We start from the raw sequence: 26,967 nt of genomic DNA on the forward strand, positions 1-26,967 counted from the left end.
TCTCGAAAGCCCCTTGGCGGCTGACCGCTGCGTCGGGCGATGGCAGCCGGGGACGTGGCAATTGACAACCTTTCCGTCTTCTCGCTCTCGAGCCCGCCGCACAATTCCAGCCGGCTCGGTCAAAGACGTCCGGCTTTCGCTTTGGCTTCCTTTTGGAGCGCCTTGAGGATTGCGTGTTCCTGGGTGGTTTGTGCTGTCCGGTAGGTGATTTTGACGAGGGATGCGACTTCCAGGCCGGCCTTCCACAATTCGTAGTCGGGATGGTCTTTGAGAGTGTCGTTGTTAAGCCAGTCCCAAACGTACCCGTCGAGGTACTGTGTGAACCCTGTCGAGGGAACCACCAGGACCACCTCTGGCATAGAGTCCCCCACGGCGACTGCTAGACACTCAGTTACGATGTCGGGGAATGCCGCCACGTTCAGCGCTTCGGAGTTTTGAGCCTCCGCCGTGCCAAGATGAACTTCGTTGGTACCGGCGAATTGAAACGCGCAGGCGCCCGGAAACGGGCCTCTGCTGCGTCCTTTCATTTTCAAGGACACAGCCTGGAATACAGTCGTCATTTCGGGTCTCCTTTCGGGGAGTGTCCGGGGTCTGGGGGAGGGGTTTCCGCGGGGTCGGCTGATCGCGACGGTTCGTTGGGTGTGTCTCCACGCTGCGACTTGAGGATCGCATAGACGCTCGACGCGCTGATCGAGAGGGTGCGGGCGATGACCTCAATGCTGAGGCCCTTGCGGCGAAGCTCCAATATCTGTGCGGTCTTCTCCTGCGCGGTCGGTTTTCGCCCCTTGTACTTGCCTTCGCTGCGGGCTCGCTGGATGCCGTGCTGCTGGCGATCCTGCGCAAGTTGCCGTTCGAAATTCGCCAGTAGATGTGTGGTCGTAACGAACCGTTCGCCATCGGAAGCGCCGGTATCGATGCCCTTGTCGACAATACGGACGGTCGCACCCAAGTGGCCGATGCCCGTGAGGATAACGTCGAGTTCTCTGATGGACTCGGCGAGGTGAAAGAGCGAAGGCGTGACAAGCACGTCATGGCGCCTCAGGCCTGCAATCGCCTTGTTGTAGGCAGCTTCGCGCGGGTTCGCGTCCGCACGGTCTATGAAGACGTTGTCCTCCGTACATCCCCCGTTGCGGAGCACTCGGCGGCACCGCTCCTCATCCGCCTCGGGATTCATGGCGGACAATCGTGCAAAGCCAATCAATGTCATCGGATCGTCCGGTGTGGTTGCTGACTATTCCAAATAGGGTGTATTCCAGATGTAATCAAGGGGGGTTTCCAATGTGGCGGTTGCCAAGCATGATATCGGGAGCCATCCGTAGCCCGCGGCAGGTGCCTGCTTAACTATTCCACGTGCCAGCAACTACTCCGCCTCGGCGGGGTGTTCGCGATCCGAAGTATCCGTTTAGCGGGCTCATCCTGCGGCCCGAGCAATCGCGGATTTCCGGTCGATCCCGAGGCGAGTGAGCGAGCACACGGTGGCGAGATGGTTCCGCGTGAAGCTGGGGTTGCGGCCGCGATGTTTGGTCTCCCGGCACTATCCTTGGCGGGGTCGATGCCGGCCTTCTGAGCAGTCGTGGTGGCTCCTCCCGGTCTTGAGCGGTCGCGGCCCTGAAGCTGTCAACACGTCCGCACCGTTTGCTGGATCGGGTCTTTCCTCTTTCGGTCAGCGGGGAGGGAGCTCCATGCCCCAGGCCCGGAACAAACGCAGAACGCATCCTTCCCATTGTGTATCGTCTGTGGCATGCTCAGATGCGGGCTTGAAAACGGTTGCTCCAGGTGGTGTTTCGCTCTCTGGACGCGGTGCAGGCGGCCGAGGTGTTCAGTTGTGGTCGCCCGTTATGGGATACGGCGCGGTGAGAGTTCTGAATGGGTGGGGCAATGCCTGACTATGAGAAGCTTAGCAGAGACGAACTTGTCCATCTCCTGACCGAGCGCGAGGGGGAAGACCTTGGCGGAATACGTCTGACCTACCCGGGCCAAGCCCCGCCTTGGCAGATCATTCGCCGAGTTCAGCCGCGCAGCCAAAAAATCGAACGAAAGCTCTGCGTCGGCTCTGAGCAAGAGCAGGCCGAGAACCTCATTGTCGAAGGCGAAAACCTTCAGGCGTTGGTGAGCCTGTACAAATATCGTGGGCAGGTCGACCTCATCCTCACGGACCCGCCCTACAATACAGGGCAAGACTTCCGGTATAACGACAAATGGGATGAGGACCCCAACGATCCCGACCTTGGACAGTTGGTGCCGGCGGATGACGGTTCGCGCCATTCCAAATGGCTGCGATTCATGACGCCGCGACTCTGGATGATGAAGGAGATGCTTCGACCTGGCGGAGTGCTTGCCATCTGCATCGACCACCGCGAGCTGTTCCGACTGGGAATGCTCCTCGATGAGATGTTCGGCGAGCGAAACCGCATCGCGATCATCAACTGGCAAAAGAGCTACGCTCCGCGGAACGATCAGAAGCATATTTCGACGGCAACTGAATACGTGCTGGTCTATTCAAAAAACATCGATCGCTCGACCACGGCGCTGCTGCCCCGCACAGCGGCCATGAATGCCCGCTATCGGTCAACCGACGGCGACAATCGGGTATGGAAGCCGGGTGATCTCACTGCGCCCGGCGCTGAGACACACGCCGGCATGGTCTATGCCGTGCAATCGCCATTTACCGGGGAGCTGCACTACCCCAGCGACGGTCGCTGCTGGAGTTTGGAAAAGAAAAAGATCAAGGACGCCCTCTCGGCGTGGGGCTCAAGCTATGTTGAGAAGGATCTCCGTGACGGTCGCGCGAAGGCGCTGATCATCAAGGGCGGATCGCTTCCGGATCAGGATGGCTTCAAGAGCAACGCTGCGCTAAAGGCGGCTCGGGCGGCAGCCGAACAAATACGTGATAGGGGGAACTGGCCGGCTGCCCATTGGCGTGACAATGGTATGGGCACCTTCGGGATGAAAAAGTACCTCGAAGATGTCAAGCAAGGCATGGTGCCAACCTCCTACTGGTCGGACGATGACTACGATGAGCCGCTAGAGTTGGGCACCACGTCGTGGGAGCATGCACAAAGCGGCCATAGCCAAGCAGGCGTGAACGAACTGAGTGCGATCGTCGGCAAGGACCACAGCTTCGAGACAGTCAAGCCGATGAGGCTTGTTAAGAAGATCATCCAAATCTGGTGCCAACCGAACGGTATCGTTCTGGACCCCTTTGCGGGTTCCGGAACCACAGCTCACGCTGTGCTAGAGCTCAACAGGGAGTCCATTGCGAACCGTCGTTTCATTCTAGTCGAGCAGGGGCGGCCGGAACGAGGGGACTCGTACGCCCGCAGCTTGACCACCCTCCGGGTGACTCGAGCCATTTCCGGCGAGAGGGCGACGAAGAAAGGAAAGACAAATTCGGCGACCCCACTGCCTGGTGGCTTCCGCTTCTCTAAGCTGATGGATCAGGTCGATGCCGCAGCCGTCCTCGCGCTTGAGCGGGAGGAGATGATGGACCTCCTTTTGACATCGCATTGGGACCAGAGGGATCGAAACGCTGCCCACTTGCATCGACTCCCCGCCGGCAAGCACCAGCATCTCTTCGCCAAGAGTTCGAAGGGGGAGGGCTTCTTCCTAATTTGGAACGGCCCTACACAGCCGTCCGTCCTAAATAGGGAAGCGTTCAGGGCAATAGTTAAAGAGGCCGCCGATGAGGCCCTAACGCAGCCATTCCATGTCTACGCTCGCATGTCGACGTACAGCGGCCCAAACATCGAATTCTACCAAATCCCGAACCGCATCCTGGAAAAGCTCGGCTTCAACGAGGCCACGCAGGTCTATGGCGTCGGCAAGGATGAAGATGATGCCGCCGAGGATGCGGCATGAGCTTTGAGCTACTCCCCTTCCAAACTCGATGTGCGGATCAGATAGTTCGAAGATTCCTTCTGCTAACGTCCGACCGTCGCCGGCCGATGGAATATGCCGATTGGGCGACCCCATTCTATCAGGCGCTGGCCGGTCTCACTGGCTCAGGAAAGACTCCCATACTCGCGGACACCGTTTCGCAGATCAGGCCATATCTTGGCGCCGAGCCCATCGTACTGTGGATGTCCAAATCAAAGGCGGTGGTCGACCAGACCTACGGCAACTTCGAGCCTGGCGGCAAATACGAAACACTGCTTGAGGGATTCACCGTCAGCTATTTAGCCGACATGAACGCCGACAGGATCAAGGATTCTACTCAGCCGGTCATCGCCCTGACCACCGTGGGCGCGTTTAATCAGCGCCAGAAGGGAGAAGGCACGCTCCGGGTGCACAAGATCGACGAAGACCTGAACGAGGAGCCACTGTGGGCGATGCTCACGGAGCGCAGGGGCACCAACGATACTCAACGCCGACCGCTTGTCATTGTATATGACGAGGCACAAAACCTGACCGATCAACAAACCGACCTATTGCTTGAGCTGGAGCCCGACGTGGTGCTAGTCGCGTCAGCTACCATGAAGACGCCCGGCCGGCTTGGCGAGGTCATTGATCGCCTTAAGCGAGCCGGCTGGTCCGATGACACCCTCGAAGATACAGCAAATGATCCACAGAAGGGCCTCGTCACCGCGGTGCGCAGCATGGACGCCGTGGATGCTGGGCTAGTCAAGAGGCAGGTCGTTCTTGGCGGCTATGCGACTGAAATGGAGGCAGCCCTCGGCGACATGCTCGCCGACTTCAAAGTGACCACAGTGAAGGCCGACAAATTGGAGGCCGGTTTCACGCCAAAGGCGATCTATGTGTGCCGCACGAATGTATCTCAGGAGGACGGGGCAGCCGACAATCACAATCAGCCGTTCAACTCGCGCAAAGCGCCGCCTATTCTAATTTGGCGGTATCTCGTCGAAGAGCAGGGCATCGACCCCGAGGACATTGCCGTCTACTGCGATCTGAAGATGGATAGAAAAAACTATCCGCCCCCTCCAGGCTTCCGACTCTTTTCTGGCGGAGAGAATGACTTCGCTGCGTTCACGCAGGGCGATTTTCATCACATCATCTTCAACCTAGCCCTTCAAGAAGGCTGGGATGATCCATCTTGCTGCTTCGCATATATCGACAAGTCGATGGGCTCGGCGGTGCAAGTGGAGCAGGTCATTGGCCGTGTGCTGCGACAGCCAGGTGCCCGGCACTATCCCGACCCTGACCTGAATACGGCGAACTTCTTCATAAGGATCGACAGTCGTCAGGAATTCCCCAAAATCCTAGAGGTGGTCCGAAAGAAGATCGCGGCTGAAATGCCTGAAGTCCGGCTTGATGGATACAGCGACCCACGTGACCGTGGACGCTCGCGGTTGGAGCCGAGGCATCAGGCGCAGATTCCAGAAATCCATATTGATGCCGATGCGGCACTGGGGCCGTTGCAGGCGGTTATCGGTAGTATCAACGACTATACCACCCCGTCGCCGAACAACTATGGTCCTGGCGACCTTACCCGCGCTCGACAGGCCGTGGGTGATGGATCGCAGGCAGTCCTTGAAACGAGGAGCCGCGAGCACTCAAACCGCGTGGTCGCCCGTTGGCTCATCCGTCGATCGATGCAAACCCTTTATCCAGAAGCGGCCAAGACGGTCGATTGGGCCGATCCCCGATTTGAGGCGCAGATCGAAGTTACTAGCCGAGCCGCCCTCGACCTACGAGAAAAGGCCGAGAAATTGGTGGACGCGTATCTGGAGAACGCGGAACTCGCCTTCGAGGATGCCAACCCCTACACGGTAGCCAATGTCATCGTGAAGCCAGAGGAGGTTGAAGAGTTCAAGAACTCCCTGCATCCCGGCTACAGCGATCTCCGTGGTTTTGAGCCTGAGTTCGCGCGAGCGATTGACGCGACAGGGCTCACGTGGGTTAGAAACCCGTCTAACGGGGGCTACTCCATTCCACTTCTAGACAAGGGCGAGTCGAGGCGATTTTTTCCCGACTTCATAGTCTGGAAGGGTGACCTGATCTACGCCATCGACCCGAAAGGCGACCACCTCATATTGAAGGACGCTGGTCGAAAGCTTCTCAACATCAGGGATGAGACTGGCAGTGAGCGGGTCATCGTTAGGCTGATAACTGAAGGCAAATGGGATGCCGATCCCATCAAGCCGAAGGGCGGTGGCGGCTATAGCGTGTGGCGAATATCCTCGGGCGGAAAGCTCCGATGTACTCATCACGCCACTCCCGATGACGCCATTCGCCGATGCCTCGATGAGCGCACCTGAAGCTTTCGGCATTGCCCTGAATGAGCTGGAATCAATCTGTATTGGGCAGGTCGATGATAACATCCGCCCCAAAGCGCAGTGACATTGCCCGGCAAACCTCTCGGATGATTCTGATCTTCTCCCGGTTCGAAATGTTTAGGCCAACTAGCCAGCCGGGACTGAACTCAATTGCACGCGCCAAGTCTGGTCGCGCGGGATAGATTTCGGCGACGGTTTGAGCAATGTGGTTTCGGGAGCGCCCCCTTGCGGCTCGGGCCGCGGCCGGCAGCTTCTCCGGAGCGTGTTTTGCTAGGGTAGTTAGTATGTCCACAAGCGCTTCACTGGCGTTACGGGCGGTCTTCGAGACCCCGAGCACTGAGTAAGTTAGTTCTCCGGACCGATGGGTGATGGAGACTTGGGGCGACTGGGTTGCAGGCTGTGCAAGCTGTGCTGGCCCTTTAACCACCACCTGTGCGGGCGGTGCACCACGAACGTTGAGACCTTGCAGAAATAGAACCACTTCGGCGCTCGATGGACGGGCACCGCTCAGCTTCTCTGCCTCCTCTGCCACTAACTCAACAAGAAGGTCCTCAGGCGCAGTCACCAGGCGACTCCATGCGGCAGGGATGCTCTTAGCTGCCTGTCTACTGGCAGCGAGGTCGCGATAGTCGCGGATGGCGTCTTCAAGAGCATCCCCCGATCGGATCCTCTCCCGGCCCAGATATCGCGTCAAGATTCTGGCGCTTTCTGTCGTCGGGCGGTCCGGGAGCTGTAGCCTGAACAGCCTTCGTTCCTCATAGCTGCCCTGCCCCCCGGGCAAATAGAAACTCCACTCGCGACCATCGGTTAGCACACACAGCGGAATGCCCTCGTGAAAGGCGTACTCGAACAGTTGACGATCGCCTTCGAGAGACCTGCCGACGCCCTTCACCTCGATGAAAACACTCGGCCGCCCGGGATGACCGCACAAGGCAAAGTCCACGCGACGGCCCGCCTGGGCGTACTCCGGCATGACCTGCAGTGGATCGCTATCGTCCCATCCTAGCGCTCTTAGAACCGGCAGCAGGATACTCAGGGAGACCGCGGCTTCATTCGGGTACGCACCGGCTTCTAAGCGCGTCCTTATAGCTGCTAGTTGATCCTCAAAGGTCACAATTCACTCCGCTCACGCATAGGCCGGAACGATCTGCTCGTCCCTCAGGAACTTCTGAAACGCCTCAGTTAGAACCAAATCGGGAAGGTTGTAGGTGCTAAGCTTGGTCCTTAGCTGCTTTAGGCGTTTTTCCTCTTTGACTGCCCGGTTCCAGATTCCGCCAAGCGTCGATGGGAAGCGCTCCCGGAACTCTCGCTCTGCAATTCTCATGCTTGAGAGGTCGACATCATACGTCGCGATAATCCGCAACACGATGTCAGCAAATCCAATTGTGCCTCTGAAACTCAATTTGACCGGCTCACCTACTGCAAAGATCGGGCTATGTTCGGGAACTTCAGCTACTCCGCCAAGTGCGGCCGTAGTGGCGATCGCTGAGAATGCCGTATAGGCCGTCAGTGCATTGGCAGTCGCTCGCCCGCCGTTATGGGCAATCGAATTTCTTATCTCCTTGAAGTATCGGTAGCAGACAAGAAGGTTGTCTACGTTGCTGCCGGCATAGCGACCAGAGACTTTATGGTCCCAATCAAAGGCAGCTTGCATCGCTGAGGATGCCGGCCCCAACTCCCCGTAAGCAGTCGACCTGTCGCGCCCGCCGCCGGGCCGTTGAGGGAATTGCAGTGCCTTCGCTACATCGGCTTGCTTGCGTGAGCTGCCTCCTCCGAGCCTGGCCAGGCCCGCAGTAACGTCCTCGAAGGCTGCAATAACGTTGATTAGTGTGATGCTGGCTAGCATCTCCTGCTGTTCACTCCACGGGTGATCCACAAACACACGTTTGAGCGACCCGCCGCGGATGCCGGACCCCAAAGCAAATCTCGATGAGAGATCATCTGACGATGCTTTCGGAACGTTTGCCAGATACCCCTGGACCTGCCACCGCAAATTCCAGACCGCGATCGCTGCAGGCTGAATGAAGTCGAACAGGCCGGTTATTTGAGCGTGTCCATCATACGACGCTCGAAAAACGTACTTCCTAGAATCTGCCATTTGCGCCCCCCTTCTCAGCAAATGCAGATTGCCGCGCTGGCTTCAAGTGTGCGTCGAGAATCGTACCTTTATGTATACTTTCTAGCACGCCGCCCTTGACGTGTACCCTTTGCGTCCAGTAACATTGTGTCCAGCATTGTCTTTAGGCGAAGGGTACAGCCAATGGCTACTGTGGGATACGCCCGCGTCTCAAGCGGGCAACAGGATCATGCACTGCAGGTCGAGAGGCTCCAGGCAGCGGGAGCTGACAAGGTGTTTGCGGAGAAGCGATCCGGACTGGATGGGGACCGCTCCGAGCTGTTACGTTGTCTGGACTACGTCCGGGAAGGCGACGTCCTGCTCGTCACCAAGCTTGACCGTTTGGCCCGCTCGACGGCTGACCTCTACAAGATCGTCACCGGGCTCGAGGCCAAGGGTGTAGCGTTCAAGGTACTTGATGACGCAGCGGTAGACACCACAACCCGCACCGGCAAGCTAATAATGGGCATCCTGGCCCTCATAGCCGAGTTTGAGACCGCTATCCGCAAAGAGCGTCAGATGGAGGGCATCGCCAGAGCTAAGGCGGAGGGGCGTAGCGGCGGCCGTCCCAAGCAGGTCACCGAAGCGGTTCGCGAAAACATCCTAAAGCTGCGTGCCAACGGTAGCAGCATCCGCGCGATCGCCGCAGAGGTGGGAATGTCAAAGGCCACAGTTCAGAAGATCGTGCCTCCGCTGGTGGGCGGCTCGTCTGACGGCTGATCGCAAATGGCTCAGTCCGCTTCATTTCCAAACTCATGCTGACGGGCATCCGCTTCCGACACTACCCGGTCCCTAGTGAAGCTGTCCGTCTTGCAGTTGTATCGGTGACAAAACTTGGTAAAGCGACGGCCACCATATCCATCGTCGTATTCTGCAACGCCCCAAACGAAGCAGTATGCGTCCGGCTTCTGGAGGATGGGGGGCGAGCCTCGGGCCATCGACGAGCGACCCACGACAAGTTGGTTCCCCCGCCTCTCGGTGGGTATCTTAAAGTCCTGTCGGTCGCCATTCGCGGACATTTCGATCTGAAGTAGCCAAGTGAGACGCCTTGCCGGCAATATCCCGGCGTTCGTGATCCTCACATGCCCCAGAAACTGATCGCTGGTTCCTCTCCACGGAGCGAGCCCACCTGGCTCAACGGACACGTACGCCCTGTTGTTCAGCCGGGCGTCCTCCAACTGCCGTCGCGAGGCTAGCCACAGCTCAACAGTCGCGGCGCAGAGCACCCCTGTGAAGGCGGCCAGGAGCAGTGTGTACGCCTCCATGGCGGCGCTTGGGTTCTTCGGGCTGCCGTTGATTAGGATAGCGGCTATTATAACCGACGCGACGACTACCGCTGCCCAAAGGGCAATCCGACGCTTCATACGAGGCTCCTCTTTGGCCTTCCGGATCGAGCGCTGCAGAGGCCATGGGGGTAATTTCGTTTGCGGCAGCGCGAATGTGAGGTGTCGCGTGATCTGCCCTTCGGCGTTATCTCCCCGGCACCGCTAGCCGCTGCTCGCGCCCTCCTAGTGGTCTTTGAGCTTTAGCTTGTAGAGCTTCTTCAGTACCGCCTCGACTACCGTTCTAAAGTCCACCAGATCGGATGCGCTGACAGTGGCGGTTGATCGACGATGGATCAGGTTATTGCGCATATCGCTATAGTGTTTGATTTTCCCCCAAGTCACCAAGTCAATCGAGACGTACTTTTGTAGCTCCGTGTGTACCTTATGACGCGACCCGAAGATCACTAGTAGTTGCGCATCTGTGTAGTGTGTACCGGACTCATTCACGAGGTACTCTTTGAAGGCGATCTCAAGCGTGCTGTCGAGCACAATCAAAGCGATGCGGTTCCCCTGCTCGAGGGGCTGTCTGACGATCAAGTCGGCCGCAATAACACCCTCGTACAGGCCGCGCGTCCAGGGCTTATTCTTCACGACACTGGCATTGTCCGCCGTTACCTGCTCGGCGTATCGCGGACGAGACTTTGGCATGGGCGGCAGGTAAGACTTCTTGGCCGCTGGGAAATCCCCAACTGGGACATCGACGATGCTCCCCTTTTCGTACTGAAATACCTTCTCTGGCCAGTCGCCCATCCAGATGCGAGATAGGGCGGCGTAGTCCTTTACAACTTCGTTTAGCCAAGCGTGAAGTGCCTGAAACACTTCGTGTTTGGTGCTTATGTCAGATTTGCTGCTGTTCCAGGGCATGTCCCGAGCGTCACCGTTGAGCGCGACGATGACCTTTGTAAGCGATACCTTGGGATGGGGCAGGCCGGCATATCCCTTCATAAATCCGACATCGAACGATTTCAGAGCCCGAGCGACGAGGCGGTCGTTACAATAGAAGTACACTCCGTATTCACCGGCAGCGGGGCTGGACTCGTTGCTAAGCCCGGCAGTGGCATCAACCCTAACAACTCTACCGTCGGATAAAGGGAGGTCGCCGTGATACCGCCGGGGGTGGAAGTCCGGAGGAAAGGACCAGTTGTCAAAGAAAATGGGCGTTAGCGGGATCCCATTGAGCAAAATCGAGACGTGGTCGTTGGTCAGAAATCGAGCGTACGTGGCGCCAAGGTGCTCTCGCAGATTCTCAAGCGCCTGATCGCTTATGGGGACCCGAAGCTTCTGCAGTTCGACGACTGTCGTCCCCTCAGCGATTGCGTCGACCTGATAGAGTGGCAGCTCCCAGTCTTCGGACGCGAGCCATTTGTCATCGAAGTCGATTTCAAAAGTGGCGGCATTCTTGTGCCGAGTAGTAATGCGAATGTCTTGAGCCAGCGCAACGACGGCACGCTTGGTTCCAACCCCAAATATGCCAATTGTCTCGTCATAGTCGCTAGAGCCTGTCTGCCCGGGACCCACGATGTAGCGAAGTTCAGTGCGTGGCAATCCACCGGCGTTGTCTCGAACCGAGATCGTTTTCTGATCCAAGTTCACCTCAACGTCGATAGCTATGGGACCGACGCGTCCAGCCCGGACCCAAACGTCTAGCCCATTGTCAACCAGTTCGCATATCGATCTATTCAGGTCGTAGTCTGCGATAATCGACAGGAAGAGTCGCTTTGACGGCACGGCGTCAAGCTTACCAACGTCTTTCTTCATGGCACCCCCCCCCCGGTTACACCTTAATACTGAGGCAAGCCGCCATTTTCAATAAAGAGTCTAATGGCCTCCTTGCCGAGTGTCGGGCTCACCGCTCAAAGAAGCGGTCGCCGAACCGAATCCTTCACGCTGCATTCAAACGGGCCGAAGGTGCCTACTGGACACTAGCCGCAACCAGACATCTTGCGGCAGATAAGGAGAAATGGTCGCCGCTCCCTCTATGTTCTCGGGGGCAGCGAACAGAACTACGTTCGTCCCTTTCTGTCCGGTAGCGCTGCGGTAGCGCACACCGTCGATAGGCCCACCGGAAAACGGATAGTCTCTTAGGTATTCGGTGAAGACCTGGGTCGGCACGTAGTCCACGTTGACGCGATTATTTCGCTCTACGGGCTCGACAATCATCTTCGCGAAGGCGCGAATAAACTTAAGTCTCAATCTTTCAGTCCTCGGAACGTCCGAAAAGAATCCAGGCTGTTTTGGCAAATGCGCCAGATCGAGAAGTCGAATATCGCGCAGTGCTTCGAACGTGCCAAGCGAAACTCGCTCATTCCGGGTTTCCGCAACGGCCAAACTGCGGCGGTCCGCACCATAGAACATAGAGATCCCAGGCGGGTTCATTCGATTGGACTGTGTGGCGAACTCCGGTGGAGGCGGTCCGAGGCTTGCTGGCGTCCTATGCCGCTCACCTATGGATCGAGGTCTAGCTCGATACATGCGCTGTCCAGCCACAAGGCTTTTAATAAGCCCATGAGCGTCAATGTACGAGCAAATTTCGCTGAGGAATTCTAATGGTGACCTGCTATCTGGATCGTCTGAACCGTTTCCTGCGCCAACATTATGGAAAAAGAAACGTCTGCGAGTCTTGACGATACTGCAAAATTGATCCCACGAATATTCTAGACTATCATCAGGATTGAGTACAAGCCAATCAAACTCACACCACGTCTCGTCCCCAATTTCATTAGCGAGGTCCCAACGAAGTTGGTCACCGGTGTCCCGAGGTAGATCAAGCCCTACGGTATCAAACAAAAGATCATGCGTATCGCTCGTCCAACCTTGATAGCCACCCTCAGCTGACTCCCACGGTAATTCATCAGCTGCCTTGCTATAGTTACTTTCCAGATGCTCGCGAACATAGTCAACGAACTCGTGGTACTCAATCGTCGTAGCGTCCCTGCGGCCACAAAAGGAGCACCCTCGCGGACCTGACGCCGCCCTGATGAATGCCGCGAGGTCTGGATCATCTACACAGCGGCAGCAAATCCGGCGCGGTGAATAGCGAGCGTACATGAGGTCGTCTCGAGTTGTGCCTAAGGACGTAGCAGATTACGAGCTGCGCCGGTCGCCTACGGCCTCGCGGATTGGCCTCTCATGAGGCAGCAGAGTGCATATTGGGTGGTGTCCCGGCAACTGCTAGGTTGATACGCATAGGTGATACGGCTATAGAGAATTGGCAGCGACGCAAGACGTTGATAAGCAAGAGAAAACCCTGCAAACGGACCGAGTTCAATCCTCTCTTGCAGCACCATTTTCCAAGCAGATCAGTAGCACACCACTACGTCCGCTCTCCGGGGTTGTGCCCGCATCTGCCGCACGCTGTCCGAGGAGCGATGCGCAACGGTGAATCGGCCGCGCCGCGCCCAAGCTCCGACTAGCCGTGCGGGTGGTCGTTTCCTTTGCCGGCCTGTCCGCCGGCGAGGCTCAGTAGCTCGGAGCGCGAGCCGACGCCGAGCTTGCGGAAGATGTTGTGGAGGTGAACCTTGGCGGTTCCTTCCGAGACCTTGAGCCGGAACGCCAGGTTCTTGTTGCTTTCACCCGACAACACCAACTGGACGATCTCCATCTCGCGCGTCGTCAGCAGTAGCGAGAGCTCTTTCCACACCTTTCGGCGCGTCGCCTCGCGCAGTGCCGCGGCGTCCGTACGCTCGACCGGCAGCCATCGGCCGCCGGCGGTAACGACGTGAAGGCAGTGGAGCAGGCTTTCCGTTGCGCTTTCCTTGAAAACAAGGCCAGCGGCGCCGGCGGCCAACAGATCGTAGATTTCAGCGTCACTCGCAGATGCCGCGAGGATCACTGCGCGGGTGGGCAATGCCCGCTCGCGCAACTGCTGGAGAACCTCGAGGCCCGAGCGCCCGGGCATGTTGAGATCCAGCACCGCGATATCGGGTGCGCTCGCGCCGATGGCTTCGAGCGCCAGCGCGCCGTCCGCGCAGGTTGCAACTACGCGAAAGTCAGCGTCCCCATCGATGAGTGCCGACAGGCCCTTGAGTACGATTGGGTGGTCGTCGGCGATCACCACCGTCGCTATCTTCGCGCCTGTTTCCGCGCCTGGTGGATCTGGTCCATCGCGGAGGCTGGTGACATAGTGGCGGAGCAAACCGTGTTGTTCGCGAAGAATGCCACGTGCGCGCTCGATCGCCGGCTTCGCGCCCGGCTCGGCGGCATCAAGCAGCACCTTCAACGCAAAGTCGGCAGCTGTAAGCTCCTGAAGGATGCCGTCATGCAGCTCCGCGGCAATACGAAAGCGCTCGGCGCGCGCCGACTTGTCTCGCGCAACCGCAGCGTGTTCCTGCCGCACCGGACTACGCTTGGCCCCACTCTGAAGGTCAAGACTAGTCAATATTACCTATCCACTCGTTCTACTTCTTGCAGTTGGCGCACCAAATGGGTGCCTGCTGGAGACCAAGGTAGCCTATCCGGCTACAGACGGAAACGTGGCTGTCGTCGAATAGTAAAGTTGTGATCAAGCTACGCCGGCCGATGCCGCCGCCAGGGCCTCGGATGACTTGTCCCGTCTTGGTATGGGGGAGGGCTCTGCTGTCAGGGTCCTGATGGTTAACGGTTCGTATACCTGCAGGTATATGGATAACGTCTGGCGGATGCGCCATTCATAGCGGACCGACTAGACCCGCCCCGGCCGTGCGGCGGAGGCGGAAGGGTCTTCGGCACAACATGTTCGAAGGTGGAGGGCCGCGCGCGGGGGCGTTGCGCACATCCACCGTCCTGAACGATGGGAGTGTGCGATGACCGACCTGACCAGCCCTGGTTCTTCCGTGACGCTTGCGACCGTGAGCGGCGGCGATGCGATCTTCCAATATGACGTTCCCGTTGGTTCGGGAACCGGCATTTACAACACGTTCCTCGCGACGCAGTCGACCGACGGCACCGCCGAGGGGTTCAATTCCGACGATGGTGGTAATCTTCTCGACACCAACTCGGCCAAGACAGAGAGCATCCAGCTCAGCAGCCTGCAGACAAGCGTAGTGGATGGTGTGACCTACTACATTTTCAGGCTCGACCTGAATGAGTCGCCCGATCTCGTGCAGCTCAACAAGCTCAAGGTGTTTGTTTCTCCGAACCAGGCGGCTGCCGGCGATTTCAACAACACCACCGACACGTTCAGCAACACCTCGCAGACCTATACGCCGATCTTCGACCTCGATCAGACATCCGACCAGACCCTGATCCTCACCGAACATTCGAGCGGCAGCGGCACGGACGACTATGCGCTGCTGATCCCGGTCGATGCGTTTCCTGCATCGGGTTACGTCACGATCTACACCAACTTCGGGGCGCCCAGCCACGGCAACGTGAATGACCCCAACGCCGAGGACGGCGGCTTCGACGAATGGGCCGCCTTCAGCAAGCCCAGCACCGATGACGGCGCGCCTGCCATCCAAGTGGTCAAGACCGCCAGCGTCGGTTCGATCGTCGAGGGCACGCCCACCGACATCACCTACACCTACGAGCTGACCAACACTGGAGCGGCGACCGATCCTCTGACGATCACGGGTCTCGACGACGACATCCTGGGCGACATCCTGGCCGACGGCACCTTTGTCGGCGGTGACGATGGCGATGGTCTGCTCGAGACCGGCGAGACCTGGACCTACCAGATCACCGCCGAGGACGTGGTCAAGAACGTCGGCGAAGACATCACCAACACGGTGACGGCGACCGGCACTGACGACGAGGGCGAAGAGGCAACCGACACCGACGACGAGACCGTCACGGTGACCGGCGTCGCGGCCTCGATTGCCATCGTCAAAACCGTCGATGCCAATGGGGACAACATCTTCAACGACAAGGAGACAGTTCAGGCCGGCGGCGACTCGGTCACCTACATGTACCAGGTGACCAACACCAGCACGGCAAACATCGATCCGCTGACGCTGGACGACCTCGTGGACGACATGGGCAGCTTCGCCGACGTCAACCTGATGGTCAACGGCGTCCTCCAGGCCGGCGTGTCCCTCGTGAAGTCCGGAGGCGATCAGGACAGCCTGCTCGAAACCGGCGAGACCTGGACGTTCAAGTACACGACCAATGTCAACATCGCCGGCGGCCAGACTCTCACAAACACGGCCACCGTCAGCGCTGTCGACGACGACGGGTCAACGGCGTCTGCATCCGATACGGCAGCGGTCGAGGCTGTCGCCGGCCCCGGCGTCCGCACTCCCGGTTTCTGGGGCAATCTGGGCAAGATGTTCTGGGACGGAACCGTGGGCAACGAGACGAAGTCCGGTTCGAACTTCGCTTCAGGCGAGTTGGTCTACAAGGTGGACTCGAACAACGACGGTGCCAAGGATAACACCGCCGGCCTGTTGATCGGCGACTACAACAAGGATGGCGTCACCAACAATGGTGAGGACACATTCTTCATCTCCCTGGCCGATGCCGTGAAGGTTATCAACTCGTCTACCAAGGACCAGCAGGACACCCGCTTCGTGCTGGCAAGGGATGCTGTCGCGACCTGGCTCAACTACCTAGCCGGCAATCCGATCGGCGATGCCTCGGATCCGAACAGCCCGCACAAGTACCTCGACCAGGCAATCGACTGGCTGCAGGTAACCAATGGTGGCAATGCCGGCTCGAGCTGGGAGAACTGGGGCGGCGGTTCGGCGGTCAAGGCAGGTGGCGGGACCATCTGGAACAACGCGTCCAACACGGAGAACGCCACGGCCGGCAACGAGCTGTCGGGTGATACGATCCACTCCGAGCTCGATTTCTTCAACAACACCGGCATGACGTTCCTGGGCGTGAATACCTTCGTCTATGCCAATGACGGCGGCTGAGTGGGGCAACCGCCAGGAACAAGGGCGACTGCCCGCGTAAGTGGGCAGTCAGCCAGTGAACCGCGATCATGGCAACAAAACCAAAAAGCGATGAGATCCGCCGGGTAATGGCGGCGTGCCGGGGCTACTTCCAGGCCGCCGCCTTGTTCAGCTTCGCAACCAACGTGCTCTACCTGGCTGGCCCGATCTACATGTTGCAGGTCTATGATCGGGTCGTTTCCTCCGGCAGCGTGACGACGCTGGTCATGCTCACCGTCGCGCTGGCCCTGGCCTTCATCGCCCTCGCCGCATTGGACGTGGTTCGCGCCCGCATTCTGACCCGCGCAAGCGTGCGGCTCGACACCATGCTGGCGAGCCGGGTGGTGGCCGCCAGCGTCGACCTGCAGGGAGGCTCGGCATCCAGCAGCCAGCCACTGCGGGACTTCGACAGCGTTCGCCAGTTCATAACCGGCAGTGGCATCCACGCGATCCTCGACCTGCCGTGGGCGCCCATCTACATCGCGGTCATCTTCTTGCTCCATCCCTGGCTGGGCTTCTTTGCCCTGGGATCGGCGCTGGCCCTGATCGTGCTTGCTCTGCTGACGGAATGGCTGGTTCGCGCACCCATGAGCGAATCCAATGCGGCGGCGTCGAGGAACTACGCCTTCACCGAGATGAGCCTGCGCAACTCCGAGGTGGTTCGCGCCATGGGCATGATCGGTGGGCTCCTCAATCGCTGGAGCAGGGATCGCAACAGGGTACTTGACCGGCAGGTGACCGCCAGCGACCGCGCGGCCACCATGCAGAGCTTCGTCAAGTTCGTTCGCCTGGCGATGCAATCGGCAATTCTGGGACTGGGCGCCTATCTCGTCATCGAGCGGCTCGCCACGGCCGGCGTGATGTTCGCCGCGTCAATCCTGCTAAGCCGCGCGCTGCAGCCCGTTGAGCAGACCGTGGGCCAATGGCGCGGCCTCGTCTCTGCGCACGGCGCATGGCAGCGGGTGCGGGACCTGCTGATCGCGAACCCCGGCTCAGAGCGCACCACCGCCTTGCCTCGCCCACAGGGCAGGTTGGCCGTCGAGGGCCTGCTTTACATCCCACAGGGCAGTCCCCGGCCAATCCTACGCAACGTCACTTTCAGTCTCGAGCCCGGCGAGTCCATCGGCATCATCGGGCCTTCCGGGGCCGGCAAGTCCACTCTGGCGCGCCAAATGGTTGGTGTGCTGCGCCCGAGTGCCGGCGCCGTCCGCCTCGACAGCGCCGATGTCACCACCTGGCTGGCGGGCCAGCACATTGGTTATCTGCCGCAGGACATCGAGCTGTTCTCCGACACAGTTGCCGCCAATATCGGACGTTTCGCCACTGAGGCGGACGACCGGATTGTCGAAGCTGCCAAGCTCGCCGGCGTACATGACATGATCCTGCGCCTGCCCGCTGGCTATGACACCGAGATTGGCGGAGGCGGCGTGGTGCTCTCAGGCGGGTTCCGGCAACGGGTGGCCCTCGCTCGCGCTGTCTTTGGCAATCCGAGCCTGGTGCTCCTCGACGAGCCCGGCTCCAACCTCGATACCGAGGGGGACCAGGCGCTGGCCGAATGCGTTGCCCAGCTCAAGCGGCGAGGGACGACCGTCGTCATCATCTCGCATCGTGCTGCCTCGCTCGCAACGGTCGACAAGATACTGGTCCTGCGCGATGGCGCCGTGGAGGTGTTCAGCGAACGAAGCGAATTCCTGCGTCGGCTGAACGTGCGAGCGACCACGGCACTGCCCAGGGAAGAGGGGGCTGCCGAGACGGCAGCGACCGGCTGATGTCGCAAGCTTTCGCCAGCCTCCCGCCGCCAGCTGCCATGCGCTCCAATCCGGGGCAAACCAGCGATTCCGCAGCCGGGCCGATCCGGGCGGGGTTTGTCATCCTGACGCTGTTCTTTGGCGGCCTGGGCGGCTGGGCCGCCCTTGCGCCGCTCAACGCAGCGGTGGTCGGCGAGGCGGTCGTCAAGGTCGAAGGCAACAGGAAAAGCGTGCAGCATCCAGATGGCGGCGTCGTCAAGGAACTGCGGTTTCGCGATGGCGACACCGTTGCGGCCGGCGACGTGCTGATCGTCCTCGATGACACGGCCACGCGCGCCGAGCTCGACATCCTGCAGCAGCAGACGATCAATCTGCGGGCCATGCAGTCCCGCCTCCTGGCCGAGCGGGACGCCGCACCGACAATCGCCTTCCCGCCGGAACTCACCGAAGCAACCGCCGGCGCCGCGATGGACAACCAGCAGCGCGAGTTTGAAAGCCGCCGCGCCGCCATCGAGGGCCAGACACGCATACTCGGTGAACGCCGCTCGCAACTGAGCGCACAGATCACCGGCAGCGAGTCGCAGGCGCAGGCGCTGCGCGACCAGTTGGACTCGGTAGTGACGGAACGCGCCAAGCTGCAGGAGCTTTACGACAACGGTCTCATCGAGCAGCCGCGCCTGTTGCAGCTCGATCGGACGGCCAAGGGCATCGAGGGACAGATCGCCTCCCTGGAGGCGACGGTTGCGTCCAACCTGCGGGCGATCGAGGAGAATGCCCAGCAGGTCTCGCAACTCTCACGCGACCGGCTCGCCGAGGTCACCCAGCAGCTCTCCGAGGTACAGTCCAAGCTTCTCGATCTCGCTCCGCGTCAACACGCGGCCGCCACCGCGCTGGCAAGGACGCAGGTGCGTGCCCCCTATGCCGGTCGCATCGTCGACCTTGCCGTGTTCTCGGTAGGCGGGGTGATCGCCGCGGGCGAGCGCCTGCTCGATATCGTACCCGAAGAGCGATCGCTGATCGTCGAAGCGAAAATACGCGTCGAGGACATCGCCGACATCGCCCCGGGGATGCGCGCCGAAGTTCATTTCATCTCCTACAAGCAACGGATCACTCCCCTGATCCACGGCAACGTCACCAACATCTCGGCCGACCGGCTGACCGATGAGCGGACCCAGGTGCCGTACTACGTCGCCCGCGTGGCGGTCGATGCGAACGAACTCGCGGAAAGCCCAGAGATTCAGCTGTATCCCGGCATGCCGGCAGCAGTGATGATCACCACCAAGGAGCGCACGGCGCTCGACTACATCGTGGGGCCGCTGTTTGCAGCACTCGACCAGTCATTCCGCGAACGCTAGGGCGCGCAACGACAAGGGCGCGCCACAAAAAAGGGACGGCAGGAGAGGTTTGATTCTCCTGCCGCCTTGCAATTCTCCTATGTCCTTTCGGACGAATTTGAACTGCAGCACCACAACGCGGCGCGCCCCGGATGGTTCCTGCGTTTTCGACGGGGAACCCGCCCTCACGCCTTAGTGAACCGGTGAGGCTGCGATCGAGGGCACTAACTGCGGTACCGGAAAACCTGGAACGAATGCGGACATCGATCATTGCACTCCGTCATAGGAGCCGCGCCGGTTCCGCGGCCAGGGAGCAGGCACCATGTCGCTCACCATCAGCAGTCCGGCCTTCACCGAAGGCGCGACCGTCCCCAGGAAATACACCCGCGACGGCGAGAACCAGGTGCCCCCGCTGACATGGACCGGCGCCCCGGAAAACACGCGCAGTTTCGCCCTCGTTGTCGAGGACCCGGATGCGCCGAGCGGCACCTTCCGCCACTTCGCAGTCTACAACATCCCTGCCAACCAGGATCACCTGCCCGAGAGCATGGATGGCGGAACCGATCAGGCCCTGCGCTATGGCCGGAACGATTTCGGCAATGCCGGCTACGACGGACCAGCACCGCCGAAGGGGCACGGGGTGCATCACTATCATTTCCGACTCACCGCGCTCGATGTGCCCACCCTCGCCATTCCTGCCGATCTCGATGCCGAAGCAGTCTGGCGCGAGGCTCGCAAGCACGCCATCGAGGAAGCCGACCTCGTCGGCACCTACGAGCGCTGACATCTGCCGCGCTCTGTCCGGTGCGTGGCTGATAGTGCAGTTCATCCGGCCGAAAAGCGCAACCTAGCGCCCGCGCAGTCGTTGATTTTCATCAAGTCGGGAGAGCGAAATGGCCCAGTACCAACCTCAGGAACTTGCGAACAAGTTCGGCATCTCGCGCGCCAGGGCCGCAGCGATCATCGGCGAGGCCGGCGATAGCCGGGAACGCGCGGAGACCGGTGCGGAGATGCTTGCCGAGCAGATCGACGACAACCAGGACGATTTCGGCCGCGATCTCAACGATCACGGCAACCGCATCGGCGACAAGGCCACCGTCGACAAGGCCGCCGAGGTCAAGCCGCAGCCGCATTCCTAGGCCCCCGAGTCACCCGCTAGGACGCGACAACGGCCTTCGTGTTACGCGCCGCTATCGAGGCCGCGATGTCCTGCACCATGGGTTCGTCGACAGTAATGCCGATGGCACGTAGCGCGAGGACGATAGCGCCCACCGACCCGTCGCCGGCGAGGCGGATGTCGGGGACGTGCCCGGCGGCCCTGATCACCTCGCCGACTGCTGCGGGTAGCCCCTTGAGATGCGGAATGATGCCGCCGCCGAGCGCGACCGGCCCGGGCATTTGCGGATCGAATATCATCTTGAAGTCGGCGAGCAGGTAGCGTTCGGCCTGGGCGAGCAGCCGATCGGCGACCGCATCGCCACGGTGCGCGATGACCAGCTGAGCGAAGCGTGCCAATTCGATCGGCCTGATCGAGTAGACCGCGTCGATGAACAGCCGCAGTGGCACAGCCCGGCCGTCGGGCGCCTGCTCATCGGACCAGGGAATGTTGAACGCCTCGAGCATGGCGGCCGAAAGCGAGGTCTCTTCACCTCGACCCTCGAGCGCCGCGGCGACGGCAATGGCAGCATGGTGGCCGAGCCAGTACCCCGAGCCGAGATCACCCACCAGCCAGCCCGCTGCGTCGACCACCCCTTCGATGACGCCGCCGCGCAGCCGCACTCCACCGGCGCCCGTACCGCAGACGAGGCAATAGCCATCCGCCGCGGCGGTGACCGAGGCGAACATCGCTGCGAGGTCGGCCCCGAAAACCAGCGGACCACTCAGCCCCAGTCCCCGGAACGCCTCCTCGAGGCGGCTTTGCGCCACGCGGACGCGCGGACCAGCGAGTGCGATCAGCGCCACTGCGATGTCGAATGGGCCGTTCCCCGCATCGGCTACGGCCGCCTCGACGGCCGAAATGATGGCCGACGCCGCCTGTTCCGGCGTGTTCGAAGCCGGGTTACCGCCCAGATTGCGGCCCTGGCCGAGGCAGCGGCCGGTCTCGTCGACAAGTGAGGCGCGCGAGGTTGATCCACCGACATCGATGGCCAGCAAAACCCTGCTCATGGCGTCAACGGCCCGCTTGCAAACGCCAAACTTGCTGGATAAGAATTGTTTTCACTCACTCGCAGGCCTTCTTGAGAGCAATTTTCAGAGCAAGGGTTCGCTAGCATAGATGACCGCCGCCGCAAAGACGTTCAGCGTTCTGGATCGCATCGAGACCTTACAGTCTCAGATGCCGGCGACGATGACCAAAATCGCAGCTGTCCTCGCTGACGATCCGACCGCTCCGCTGAGCCTCTCGATCACCGAACTCGCCGAGCGCGCCGGCACCTCCGCCGCCAGCGTAACTCGGTTCTGCCGGACCATCGGCTATACCGGCTATGCCCAGTTGCGTGTCGCCATCGCCGAGGATGTCGGTCGCGGCGGGGCGCAGGCCGCCTGGATCGCCGACATCGGTCGCTCCTTCGGCCCGCACGATGCCCCCGATGACATCCGGCGGGCGCTGCTCAACACCCACGTGCTGTCGCTGCAGACCACCTCCGGCCTCCTCGACATGCCCACCGCGATGCGCGTGGCCGACACCATCGTGAAGTCGCGCCATGTCGACGTCTATGGCGTCGGCGGCAGCGCGCTGACCGCGCTGGAGACGGAGTCGCGGCTCTATCGCATCGGCATCAACGTTCACGCCTGGGCCGAGGTGCACAACGGGCTGACCAGTGCCGCTATCCTCGACAAGAAGTGCGTGGCGATCGGCATTTCCAATACCGGCCGCACCGAAGAAACCATTGAGATGCTGACGCTCGCCAAGACCACGGGCGCCTACGCGGTGGCGATCACCGGCAACCCGGACTCGCCGCTGGCGCGGGTCGCCGACGAGGTGCTGATCGCGGCTTCGCCCGATGGCTACCTGCAGCCCGCCGACCTCTCGGCGCGGCATTGCCAGCTGTTCGTGGTGGACCTGCTCTACCTGCTGATTGCGCAGTCCAACTTCGACCGCACCACGCGGCTTCTCGCCGCCTCTGGCGCTGCCGTTGCACCCCGACGCCGCCCGCTGCGCGGCGCGCCTTCGTTCCGGCCGGCCACACGCGGCCCGGCCAACCAGTTGTCCTGAAACCGAGTTTATTATGACCGATTTGACGACCCAGTTCCTGCATGAAGTCACGAGCCGCCTCGAGCGCCTGGCGGCGGCCAAGGGGCCGATCGACGACGCGATCGCGCTGATCACCGACGCAGTGGCGGCCGGCGGCGTGGTGCAGGCTTTCGGCACCGGCCACTCGGAGGCCTTTGCGATGGAGATCGCCGGTCGCGCCGGCGGTCTGATCGCCGCCAACCGCATCCCGCTGCGCGCCCTGGTGCTGCGCGGCGGCAGGGACATCTCGATCCTCGGTGGCGCTGCGCTGGAGCGTGACCCCAACGTCGCCGAGAACCTCTTGTCGCTCTACGACATCGACAAGAATGACATCTTCATCATCGCCTCCAACTCGGGCGTCAACGGCTCGATCGTCGGCCTCGCGCTCGCTGCCAAGGCGCGCGGTCACAAGCTGATCGCCGTCACCAGCCTCGAGCACACCAACCGCGTCACGCCCAAGCATCCGAGCGGCAAGCGGCTCAGCGAAGTGGCCGACATCGTCATCGACAACCTGGCACCCTTCGGCGACAGTACCCTCGAATTGGAGGGTGGCATGGGCGTAGGCGCAGTCTCCTCGATCACGGCAGCCTTCATCGCGCAGCGCATCACCATCGGCGTGGCGCAGTCGCTGCAGCAGCGCGGCAAGAAGCCGCCTCTCTACATTTCGGCAAATATCCCCGGGGGCGACGAGCACAACCGCGCCCTCGAAGATCTTTACGGCAAGCGGATCCGCGGGGAATCCTGAGGGATTGCGGCTCGTTTGGCGTGAGGCCTAACGACTAAAATACTTGGAGAAGGGAAGGAACTAAATGTTCAAGAAAACTATCGATCGCCGTAGCTTTTTGCTCGGCACGACGGCCCTGGCGGCGGCAGCGCCGTTCGGCGGGCTGCTGGGTTCGACCAGCGCGCTCGCTCAGGATGCCGCCAACCCGTTCGGTCTCGCCGACGGCTCGGCCGTTGACGCCGTGATTTTCAACGGCGGCTACGGCATTGACTATGTCGAGTTCGCTGCCGCCCTCGTGCAGAAGAACCACCCGACCGTCACCGTGAAGGTGTCCCCGTCGACCCAGATCGCTCAGGAACTGCAGCCGCGCTTCCTTGGCGGCAACCCGCCTGACCTGATCGACAACTCCGGCGCTCAGGCCATCGGCTTTGCGGCCATCATCGACCAGCTCGAAGACATGAACTCGGTGCTCGACGCTCCGAGCCTCGAAGGCGTCAAGATCCGCGACACCCTGGTGGGTGGCGTCGAGAAGCCGGGTACCTTCGGCGACAAGTTCATCGCGCTCAACTACGTGATGACCGTCTACGGCATCTGGTATTCGGCTCAGCTGTTCGAAGACAATGGCTGGACCCCGCCGACCACCTGGGCCGAAGCCATCGAGCTCGGCAAGAAGGCCAAGGAAAAGAACCTCTACCTGTTCGGTTGGGGTAAAGAAGCCGCCACCTACTACCGCACCACCGCAGTCGCCTCGGCGATCAAGGCGGGCGGCGACGAGGTGCGTCTCGCCGTCGACAACTTCACTCCGGGCTTCTGGTCGCATCCGGCGTTCCAGTCGGTCTTCACCTCGCTCTATGAGATCATCCAGGGCGGCATGATGAAGCCGGGTGGCGCTGGTACCCAGTTCACCGCTGCCCAGGCGCAGTGGTCGAACGACCAGTCGTTCCTCCTCTACCCCTCGGGCTCGTGGATCGAGAACGAGATGAAGCCGGCGACCAAGGAAGGCTTCCGGATGACCGGTATGCCGGAACTGTCGATCGACGAGAACGATAAGCTGCCCAAGACGGCTCTCCACGCCACGGCGGGCGAGCCCTTCATCATCCCGCTCGGGGCTCTCAACCTTGCCGGTGGCAAGGAACTGCTCCGCACGATGCTCTCGAAGGAAGCCGCGACGAACTTTGCCAAGACCAAGCTCGCTCCGACCATCGTCAAGGACACCGTTCCTGCCGACGGTTTCGGTTCGACCGCTCTGGTCTCGCAGAGCAAGCTCCTGGCCGACGCCGGCAACGACGTCTTCACCTGGAACTCGTTCGATCTCTACGGCACGAACCAGGACGAACTCGTCGTCTGGAACAGCTTCCTCGATGGCAAGCTCGACGTGGCGGCCTTCACCGCTGCGTTGCAGGCGATCACTGACGCCGTGTACAATGATGCCTCTGTCACGAAAGTCGAAGTGAAGTGATGGAAGGCACGATGGCGAGCGCACCGGTCACGACGACAACCCGCCGGTGGAAACTACCAAGCCTCGAGAACAGCAGCTTCGCGCTGGTGTTCCTCGGACTTCCGCTGGCGATCTACGTGATCTTCGTGATCTCGCCATTCGTGCAGGCCTTCTACTACTCGATGACTGATTGGTCAGGCTTCTCGAAGAAGATGAACTTCGTGGGCCTGACCAACTATCTCACCTTGCTGAGCGACCCGGTTTTCACCAAGGCCGTCTACAACTCCATTGTGCTGGTCCTGGTCCTGCCGCCGCTCGTCATCATCCTGTCGGTGACGCTGGCCACGCTGGTGACCATTGGCGGCGTGACCCGCGGGCAAATCCAGGGTCTCAAGCATTCCGGCGTCTACCGGGTCATTTCGTTCTTCCCCTACACCGTCCCGGCGATCGTCATCGGCATCCTCTGGGCGCAGATGTATGACCCCTCCAGCGGCCTCTTGAACGGTATTCTGACGGCGCTGGGGTTCGATTTCTTCAAGTCCTTCGCCTGGCTCGGCGACGAGCGCACCGCCATGGGCGCTTCGATCTTCGTCATCGCCTGGTCGATGGTCGGCTTCTACATGGTGCTGTTCATCGCAGCGATCAAAGGCATTCCAGCCGAGGTCTACGAGGCGGCGCGCGTCGATGGGGCAGGGCGCTTCCGCACCGCCATTTCCGTCACCGTGCCGATGATCCGCGACAACATCCGCACGGCCTATGTCTATCTCGGCATCCTCGCGCTCGACGCCTTCGTCTACATGCAGGCGCTGAACCCGTCGGGTGGCCCTGCCAACTCCACCGTCGTCATCTCGCAGCACCTGCTGAACACGGCCTTCAAGAAGGGCAAGTTCGGCTACGCAACGTCGATGGGCGCAACCCTGGCGATCATCACGCTGGTCTTCGCGGCGCTGGTGTTCCTCGTCTTCTGGTGGACCGGTCGCCCGCCCAAATCGGAGCCGGTCAGCACTTCGGTCGCGCCGCTGGTTCGCGCAGCTCCCGTCGCGACGCAGGCAAAGCCGATTGGCCAGCTCGAGCATCCGGTGGCGAAGAAGACCATCTGGACGGACAAGACCGTCGCCACGATTTCGCACGTCGCCCTGATCGCCTGGGTCGTCATCATCTGCGCGCCCTTGCTCTGGGTGCTGATGAGTTCGTTCAAGACCACCCAGCAGATCTTCGGGTCGCCCTTCACGCTGCCCACCAGCTTCAACTTCGACAACTACGTGTCGGCGTGGACCACGGCGAGCATCGGCACCTATTTCGTCAACACGGTCATTGTCGTCGGCTGTGCGCTCGCCATCGTCATGCTGCTTGGCTCCATGTGCGCCTATTACCTGGCGCGCTACGAGTTCAAAGGCAGCAAGATCATCTACTACCTGATGCTGGCCGGGCTGACGTTCCCGATCTTCCTCGCCGTGGTGCCGCTGTTCCAGACGCTCAGGAGCTTTGGCCTGCTGAACACCTTCCCCGGCCTGATCATCACCTATGTGGCGTTCGCGCTGCCGTTCACGGTGTTCTTCCTCTACGCCTTCTTCCGCACACTACCGCAGGAGATTGCCGAGGCGGCGATGATCGATGGGGCCGGCCCGTGGCGCATCTTCTTCACCATCATGCTGCCCATGGCCAAGCCCGGCATCGCGTCTGTGGCAATCTTCAACTTCCTCGGCCTCTGGAACCAGTTCCTGCTGCCGATCGCGCTCAACACCAACACCGCCAACTACGTGCTGAGCCAGGGCATGGCGTCGTTCGCCTCGCAGGCAGGCTACGCGGTCAACTTCGGGGCGCTGTTCGCCGCCGTCGTGATCACCGTGCTGCCGGTGCTGGTGACCTACATCATCTTCCAGCGCCAGCTGCAGGGTTCCGTGCAAACCGGCATGCTGAAATAGCTCAGCCCAAACGCTATTGCGCCGCGCATCCGTGCGCGGCG

General features: G+C 60.8%; 21 protein-coding genes. 12 read left to right on the top strand and 9 right to left on the bottom strand.

The window, feature by feature from the left end; all coding sequences use genetic code 11:
• Window positions 1-119: 119 nt before the first annotated feature.
• Complete coding sequence (locus tag AC1DYL_RS16940) at window positions 120-560, bottom strand: hypothetical protein (RefSeq protein ID WP_477174062.1); 441 nt, start codon at window positions 558-560, stop codon at window positions 120-122.
• Window positions 557-1,207 (bottom strand): recombinase family protein, encoded by a 651-nt coding sequence (locus AC1DYL_RS16945; RefSeq protein WP_477174063.1) that lies wholly within the window; start codon window positions 1,205-1,207, stop codon window positions 557-559. The genes AC1DYL_RS16940 and AC1DYL_RS16945 overlap by 4 nt, the downstream gene beginning before the upstream one ends.
• 671 nt (window positions 1,208-1,878) lie before the next feature.
• Between AC1DYL_RS16945 and AC1DYL_RS16950 the strand changes: the two genes are divergently transcribed.
• Together AC1DYL_RS16950 and AC1DYL_RS16955 are read left to right on the top strand one after the other, a co-directional pair.
• Complete coding sequence (locus tag AC1DYL_RS16950; RefSeq protein ID WP_477174064.1) at window positions 1,879-3,858, top strand: site-specific DNA-methyltransferase; 1,980 nt, start codon at window positions 1,879-1,881, stop codon at window positions 3,856-3,858.
• An 86-nt stretch (window positions 3,859-3,944) separates the two neighbouring features.
• Entirely contained in the window at window positions 3,945-6,215 is a 2,271-nt protein-coding gene (locus tag AC1DYL_RS16955; protein WP_477174065.1) for a DEAD/DEAH box helicase, read from the top strand.
• 31 nt (window positions 6,216-6,246) lie between these two features.
• Here the strand turns inward: AC1DYL_RS16955 and AC1DYL_RS16960 are convergent, their stop codons facing one another.
• Together AC1DYL_RS16960 and AC1DYL_RS16965 are read right to left on the bottom strand one after the other, a co-directional pair.
• Complete coding sequence (locus AC1DYL_RS16960) at window positions 6,247-7,347, bottom strand: hypothetical protein (RefSeq protein WP_477174066.1); 1,101 nt, start codon at window positions 7,345-7,347, stop codon at window positions 6,247-6,249.
• 12 nt (window positions 7,348-7,359) lie between these two features.
• Window positions 7,360-8,331 carry a hypothetical protein gene (locus AC1DYL_RS16965; RefSeq protein ID WP_477174067.1) on the bottom strand — a complete coding sequence of 324 codons (972 nt, stop codon included), beginning with the start codon at window positions 8,329-8,331 and terminating at the stop codon, window positions 7,360-7,362.
• A 162-nt stretch (window positions 8,332-8,493) separates the two neighbouring features.
• Between AC1DYL_RS16965 and AC1DYL_RS16970 the strand changes: the two genes are divergently transcribed.
• Window positions 8,494-9,069, top strand: coding sequence for a recombinase family protein (locus AC1DYL_RS16970; protein WP_477174068.1), 576 nt, complete (start codon window positions 8,494-8,496; stop codon window positions 9,067-9,069).
• An 11-nt stretch (window positions 9,070-9,080) separates the two neighbouring features.
• Here the strand turns inward: AC1DYL_RS16970 and AC1DYL_RS16975 are convergent, their stop codons facing one another.
• The 4 genes from AC1DYL_RS16975 to AC1DYL_RS16990 form a co-directional block, all read right to left on the bottom strand.
• Window positions 9,081-9,713 (bottom strand): hypothetical protein, encoded by a 633-nt coding sequence (locus tag AC1DYL_RS16975; RefSeq protein ID WP_477174069.1) that lies wholly within the window; start codon window positions 9,711-9,713, stop codon window positions 9,081-9,083.
• A 144-nt stretch (window positions 9,714-9,857) separates the two neighbouring features.
• Window positions 9,858-11,432 (bottom strand): ATP-binding protein, encoded by a 1,575-nt coding sequence (locus tag AC1DYL_RS16980; protein ID WP_477174070.1) that lies wholly within the window; start codon window positions 11,430-11,432, stop codon window positions 9,858-9,860.
• A 135-nt stretch (window positions 11,433-11,567) separates the two neighbouring features.
• Window positions 11,568-12,722: a HEPN-associated N-terminal domain-containing protein gene (locus AC1DYL_RS16985; RefSeq protein WP_477174071.1), complete on the bottom strand. Its 1,155-nt coding sequence runs from the start codon at window positions 12,720-12,722 to the stop codon at window positions 11,568-11,570.
• A 361-nt stretch (window positions 12,723-13,083) separates the two neighbouring features.
• Complete coding sequence (locus tag AC1DYL_RS16990) at window positions 13,084-14,052, bottom strand: response regulator (RefSeq protein WP_477174072.1); 969 nt, start codon at window positions 14,050-14,052, stop codon at window positions 13,084-13,086.
• 403 nt (window positions 14,053-14,455) lie between these two features.
• On the opposite strand from AC1DYL_RS16990, the gene AC1DYL_RS16995 reads away from it, so the two are divergent.
• The 5 genes from AC1DYL_RS16995 to AC1DYL_RS17015 all read left to right on the top strand — a co-directional run bounded on the left by AC1DYL_RS16995 (window position 14,456) and on the right by AC1DYL_RS17015 (window position 20,746).
• Window positions 14,456-16,507: a DUF7507 domain-containing protein gene (locus tag AC1DYL_RS16995; protein WP_477174073.1), complete on the top strand. Its 2,052-nt coding sequence runs from the start codon at window positions 14,456-14,458 to the stop codon at window positions 16,505-16,507.
• Window positions 16,508-16,575: 68 nt separating this feature from the next.
• Window positions 16,576-18,294, top strand: a complete 1,719-nt coding sequence (locus tag AC1DYL_RS17000; RefSeq protein ID WP_477174074.1) for a type I secretion system permease/ATPase — start codon at window positions 16,576-16,578, stop codon at window positions 18,292-18,294.
• Window positions 18,294-19,628, top strand: a complete 1,335-nt coding sequence (locus tag AC1DYL_RS17005; RefSeq protein WP_477174075.1) for an HlyD family type I secretion periplasmic adaptor subunit — start codon at window positions 18,294-18,296, stop codon at window positions 19,626-19,628. Before AC1DYL_RS17000 ends, AC1DYL_RS17005 begins: the two co-directional genes overlap by 1 nt.
• A gap of 301 nt (window positions 19,629-19,929) precedes the next feature.
• Entirely contained in the window at window positions 19,930-20,391 is a 462-nt protein-coding gene (locus tag AC1DYL_RS17010) for a YbhB/YbcL family Raf kinase inhibitor-like protein (protein WP_477174076.1), read from the top strand.
• A gap of 109 nt (window positions 20,392-20,500) precedes the next feature.
• Window positions 20,501-20,746: a hypothetical protein gene (locus AC1DYL_RS17015; protein ID WP_477174077.1), complete on the top strand. Its 246-nt coding sequence runs from the start codon at window positions 20,501-20,503 to the stop codon at window positions 20,744-20,746.
• 16 nt (window positions 20,747-20,762) lie between these two features.
• On the opposite strand, the gene AC1DYL_RS17020 is transcribed toward AC1DYL_RS17015, so the two are convergent.
• Entirely contained in the window at window positions 20,763-21,773 is a 1,011-nt protein-coding gene (locus AC1DYL_RS17020) for an N-acetylglucosamine kinase (RefSeq protein ID WP_477174078.1), read from the bottom strand.
• A gap of 109 nt (window positions 21,774-21,882) precedes the next feature.
• Between AC1DYL_RS17020 and AC1DYL_RS17025 the strand changes: the two genes are divergently transcribed.
• From AC1DYL_RS17025 to AC1DYL_RS17040, 4 genes are all read left to right on the top strand, one after another.
• On the top strand, window positions 21,883-22,821 hold the full coding sequence (locus tag AC1DYL_RS17025; RefSeq protein ID WP_477158343.1) for a MurR/RpiR family transcriptional regulator: 939 nt from the start codon (window positions 21,883-21,885) through the stop codon (window positions 22,819-22,821).
• Window positions 22,822-22,834: 13 nt separating this feature from the next.
• The gene (locus tag AC1DYL_RS17030) at window positions 22,835-23,584 is read left to right on the top strand and encodes a sugar isomerase domain-containing protein (protein ID WP_477174079.1); all 750 of its coding nucleotides are present in this window, start codon (window positions 22,835-22,837) and stop codon (window positions 23,582-23,584) included.
• A gap of 64 nt (window positions 23,585-23,648) precedes the next feature.
• A complete protein-coding gene (ngcE, locus tag AC1DYL_RS17035; RefSeq protein WP_477150446.1) occupies window positions 23,649-25,022 on the top strand; it encodes an N-acetylglucosamine/diacetylchitobiose ABC transporter substrate-binding protein in 1,374 nt (457 codons plus the stop codon).
• Window positions 25,023-25,033: 11 nt separating this feature from the next.
• Complete coding sequence (locus AC1DYL_RS17040) at window positions 25,034-26,926, top strand: ABC transporter permease (protein WP_477174080.1); 1,893 nt, start codon at window positions 25,034-25,036, stop codon at window positions 26,924-26,926.
• Window positions 26,927-26,967 lie beyond the last annotated feature (41 nt).

The organism is Devosia sp. P1_H9 (genome assembly GCF_056405135.1).

What these genes read in the sequence shown, in the direction of transcription:
- AC1DYL_RS16940 (WP_477174062.1), bottom strand. Translation starts at nt 560, where the DNA reads ATGACGACTGTATTCCAGGCTGTGTCCTTGAAAATGAAAGGACGCAGC.
- AC1DYL_RS16945 (WP_477174063.1), bottom strand. Translation starts at nt 1,207, where the DNA reads ATGACATTGATTGGCTTTGCACGATTGTCCGCCATGAATCCCGAGGCG.
- AC1DYL_RS16950 (WP_477174064.1), top strand. Translation starts at nt 1,879, where the DNA reads ATGCCTGACTATGAGAAGCTTAGCAGAGACGAACTTGTCCATCTCCTG.
- AC1DYL_RS16955 (WP_477174065.1), top strand. Translation starts at nt 3,945, where the DNA reads ATGGAATATGCCGATTGGGCGACCCCATTCTATCAGGCGCTGGCCGGT.
- AC1DYL_RS16965 (WP_477174067.1), bottom strand. Translation starts at nt 8,331, where the DNA reads ATGGCAGATTCTAGGAAGTACGTTTTTCGAGCGTCGTATGATGGACAC.
- AC1DYL_RS16970 (WP_477174068.1), top strand. Translation starts at nt 8,494, where the DNA reads ATGGCTACTGTGGGATACGCCCGCGTCTCAAGCGGGCAACAGGATCAT.
- AC1DYL_RS16975 (WP_477174069.1), bottom strand. Translation starts at nt 9,713, where the DNA reads ATGAAGCGTCGGATTGCCCTTTGGGCAGCGGTAGTCGTCGCGTCGGTT.
- AC1DYL_RS16980 (WP_477174070.1), bottom strand. Translation starts at nt 11,432, where the DNA reads ATGAAGAAAGACGTTGGTAAGCTTGACGCCGTGCCGTCAAAGCGACTC.
- AC1DYL_RS16985 (WP_477174071.1), bottom strand. Translation starts at nt 12,722, where the DNA reads ATGTACGCTCGCTATTCACCGCGCCGGATTTGCTGCCGCTGTGTAGAT.
- AC1DYL_RS16995 (WP_477174073.1), top strand. Translation starts at nt 14,456, where the DNA reads ATGACCGACCTGACCAGCCCTGGTTCTTCCGTGACGCTTGCGACCGTG.
- AC1DYL_RS17000 (WP_477174074.1), top strand. Translation starts at nt 16,576, where the DNA reads ATGGCAACAAAACCAAAAAGCGATGAGATCCGCCGGGTAATGGCGGCG.
- AC1DYL_RS17005 (WP_477174075.1), top strand. Translation starts at nt 18,294, where the DNA reads ATGTCGCAAGCTTTCGCCAGCCTCCCGCCGCCAGCTGCCATGCGCTCC.
- AC1DYL_RS17010 (WP_477174076.1), top strand. Translation starts at nt 19,930, where the DNA reads ATGTCGCTCACCATCAGCAGTCCGGCCTTCACCGAAGGCGCGACCGTC.
- AC1DYL_RS17015 (WP_477174077.1), top strand. Translation starts at nt 20,501, where the DNA reads ATGGCCCAGTACCAACCTCAGGAACTTGCGAACAAGTTCGGCATCTCG.
- AC1DYL_RS17020 (WP_477174078.1), bottom strand. Translation starts at nt 21,773, where the DNA reads ATGAGCAGGGTTTTGCTGGCCATCGATGTCGGTGGATCAACCTCGCGC.
- AC1DYL_RS17025 (WP_477158343.1), top strand. Translation starts at nt 21,883, where the DNA reads ATGACCGCCGCCGCAAAGACGTTCAGCGTTCTGGATCGCATCGAGACC.
- AC1DYL_RS17030 (WP_477174079.1), top strand. Translation starts at nt 22,835, where the DNA reads ATGACCGATTTGACGACCCAGTTCCTGCATGAAGTCACGAGCCGCCTC.
- ngcE (WP_477150446.1), top strand. Translation starts at nt 23,649, where the DNA reads ATGTTCAAGAAAACTATCGATCGCCGTAGCTTTTTGCTCGGCACGACG.
- AC1DYL_RS17040 (WP_477174080.1), top strand. Translation starts at nt 25,034, where the DNA reads ATGGCGAGCGCACCGGTCACGACGACAACCCGCCGGTGGAAACTACCA.